We start from the raw sequence: 3106 nt of genomic DNA, 5'->3' as shown, positions 1-3106 counted from the left end.
GACCACCCGGGCAATCCGCGACCAACCCGAACGAGCCCTCCCACTCCTGGGCATCACCAACAACCCCGACACCCATGGAACTTGATCAAGCCCTGTGATCACACCGGGCCAGGCATCTGATGCAGGATCACACCCCCACCACGGGGCAGAACCGCCAGCGAGGCCCCGAACCCCGTGCCGACATGGAACGCGCGGGACAGGACCCGGGCCCCGCCCGGCGGGAGCAGGAGCACGGCGCCGGAGCCGCACAGCCCTGGTGCCGGCGGCGTGTTGCCACCGGCACCAGGGCCGCTCATGCGTGCATACCTCGCAGCGCGTCGCGGTCAGCGGCCCGCGACGCTGCGGCACACCGACTCCATCCCGCCGCCGGTCGGCACCCGGGGCGTGGTCGGTACCCACCGCTTCGCACTGCGCGGTGTGTGCTGCGCTTCGGGGCGGCCGGGGTGCGTTTGCGGGGGCAGGACGGGCGGGCCGCCATGGCGTCGACACGCTCCGCCGCCGGCCTCTTGCGCGCCTTGTGATCCGCGGTAGCCAACGCGACAGGGGACGGCCCGATCCACGCCAGTTCCTCCAGCCCGCGCGCCGCCGGGTCCCGGGTTCGCACCCACGCACGGTCCCGGGGGCCCCGACCGGCCCGGGGAGGCACTAGATAGCCCCCGCCCCCTTCGGCCCTACGAGATCAGCAAGGAGCTGGCACGGTCGTTCATGGCGCTGCCGACCAAGTCCACGCTGCCGGAGTACGTCTGACGCGCACCTTCGAAATGTATGTGCTCGAACAGTTCGACCTTGCAGCCGCTCCCCGTCAGCACCGCCGACGTTATGTCGTTGAACTGGTAGAAAGACGAGCCGAGGTTCAGGTAACCGAGTTCCGTGCCAGAGCCGCACGTATAATGTGTGTTGAGGATCAGAGTCCGGCCCGCGCGAGAGCCGCCGTGCTCGTAGAGGACGCCGGCCATGGTGTTGCTGGACCCTGTGACGGTGCGTGAGCCAGCTTTTCTGGCGGGGGCGTTCATCTTGTCCAGGAACTTCCTGTCCAAGGCGGCCTTTTGGGGTGTGACGGGGGCGTCGGTGATCCGGCCGCCGGTCGCGGCGGCGACACTCTCGCGGAAGGTGTCGTAACAGGTGGGCTTCTGATCGCCCGGGGTGGCGACGCAGTGTCGGCCGGCCTCGGCCCGCGTGGCCTCTGGATCCTGTGTCGCGCCAGCCGGCGCCGGGGTCATGAACACGGTCGCACACGCGACAGCCACAAGCCCGCTCACGCCTGTTCTCACTCTCATTGCTTCCTCGTTTCAAAAAGGGGCGGCGAGAAGCAGCCCCGTAGTGGGACTGGGTTTTCCCACTGAAGCTCTGTCAGGACAGAGGAGGGATCACAGGCCACGGAGGTTGCTTCGGCCTACCGCGTCCTGGCCGGCCTCAGACTCCGCCGAGTGCCGTGGGAGCGCCCATGCGCGCTCCGGCGAGTCGCCAACTTCGCGGATCAGGTGTCCGACAGGAGAGGACCCCTCCAAGGACGGAGGCGGCGGAGCAGCAGCGTTTACACCGACGATGGCTGCTCTGGGCGGCGCCGCCGTGCTCGTGGCATGTGTCGTCCCAGTAGCGGTCCGGTGAGGCGCGGCCTCGACCACGGGGCCGGGGCGGGCGTTCGCTATCCGGCGCCACACGCCGGCCGCCCGCACCGGGCACCGGACAGCCTCCCATGCGGGCCGCGCAGGAGTCCCGGCCCGGTGCCATGTGCTGCCATGCGTGCGGCTGGCGCGGGGAGAGCGGGTCATCAGCCCAGCTCGGGACCCATTGCTGCGGGCGGCGCCCCGGGGAGCGTGGCGGGAGGCATGGCAGCAGTCAGCACTCCAGCCCTCATGCGGCGAGTGCGGTCCCGGCGGCGGCGATCAGGTCGTCAGCGGCCCGGAGCGCCCGTTCCCGAGCCTCCTGGAGTGCGGCGGGGCTGTTGACCGCCCGCATGTCGTACGCGGCCTGTACGGCGTTCTGCGCCGTGTCGGCCAGCTCGGGCAGCAGGAGGCGGACCCGCAGGAGTGGAGCCGTCACCGCGGACCGGGTCCGATGGCTTTCCGCCTGAGCCTCACTCCAGTCCCCGCCGGACAGCCGGGCATCCTCCAGAACCCACATCGCCCGCCGGTGATCCGCCAGCGCAGCCGATAACCCGGCCATCGCCTCCAGCCCCTCCGCACGGCGCGCAGACAATTCCTCAGCAGCCCTCTGCGCCCGCTGCGAGAAATACTGAAGGGCTCCCGTCAGGAGAGACCCAGCGAGTGTTCCCAGAACCGCGATTACGACCGTCAGCATCTGAATCCCTTTCGTGGATGTAGATTCATCTTCCCCGGAAAAACGGGCGAACGGTCGTGTTGCCCGTTGCCTATCCGAGGCAGCACCAAAAGTAAAAGGAAACAGGCGACACCGATGTCGAGGCTCGGTGAACCTGCACAGTGGCCATGCTCCTGACCTCGTTTTATGCAGTTCGGGTGGGCGGGTTTTTGGCTGGGTGGCTCACTGAATCTGCGCAGGGTCGGGGTGGCCTATCCGTCTGACCTGTGGTGTTTCTGGCTCTTGACGTGCCTGCGCAGGTTGGTTGAGTACTGCGCAGCTTCAGCGATCCCCGGTATGTGCGACCCCGGATGCACGGGCCGGGGGTAAGGTATAACCCCGATCTTTACACAGTGAATGTATCGTGATGCGCTTCTTCTCTCCCCTCGGGGGAGGGGGTAGGGTGGATTCCCAATCTGTACACGGGTGCCGGTAGTGATGCAGGGTCAGGGTCGAGCCCGGTCCGGCCGATTGACGCACGACCGCCCCAACCGACCCCCTCCTGTAGCCAGCAGCCCGCGCAGCGGGCCTCTCCTGTAGGCGTAGCCGGAAGGAGTCTCGCCCCGACGACTCGTCACCACCGGTCCCGGAGCGGAGCGCAGGGGCCTGCCCAGTTACCCACCGGCCTTTTGAATTCCGGAGGAATTGTTTCAAAGCCCGTAGGGGTTTATCGTCTTTACGACCCGTAGGGTCGTGCGTCGTTCCTCCGGAGGACCCCGCCGTCCGCCGACGAGGGCCTCGACGCGGCCCAGCTGGCCGCCAAGTACGGCCTGACCGTGAGCGGCGC

Annotated in this window: 2 protein-coding genes; both read right to left on the bottom strand. The window is 68.3% G+C overall.

The window, feature by feature from the left end:
• Positions 1-671 precede the first annotated feature (671 nt).
• The gene (locus tag AB0F29_RS41475) at positions 672-1259 is read right to left on the bottom strand and encodes a hypothetical protein (RefSeq protein WP_361884182.1); all 588 of its coding nucleotides are present in this window, start codon (positions 1257-1259) and stop codon (positions 672-674) included.
• 595 nt (positions 1260-1854) lie between these two features.
• A complete protein-coding gene (locus AB0F29_RS41470; protein WP_361884180.1) occupies positions 1855-2043 on the bottom strand; it encodes a hypothetical protein in 189 nt (62 codons plus the stop codon).
• Between the last annotated feature and the right edge of the window lie 1063 nt (positions 2044-3106).

Source organism: Streptomyces sp. NPDC026589 (assembly GCF_040638385.1).
Taxonomy (GTDB): domain Bacteria; phylum Actinomycetota; class Actinomycetes; order Streptomycetales; family Streptomycetaceae; genus Streptomyces.
Note: the sequence above shows the minus strand (reverse complement) of the source record. Positions and strands in the feature narration are given on the sequence as shown.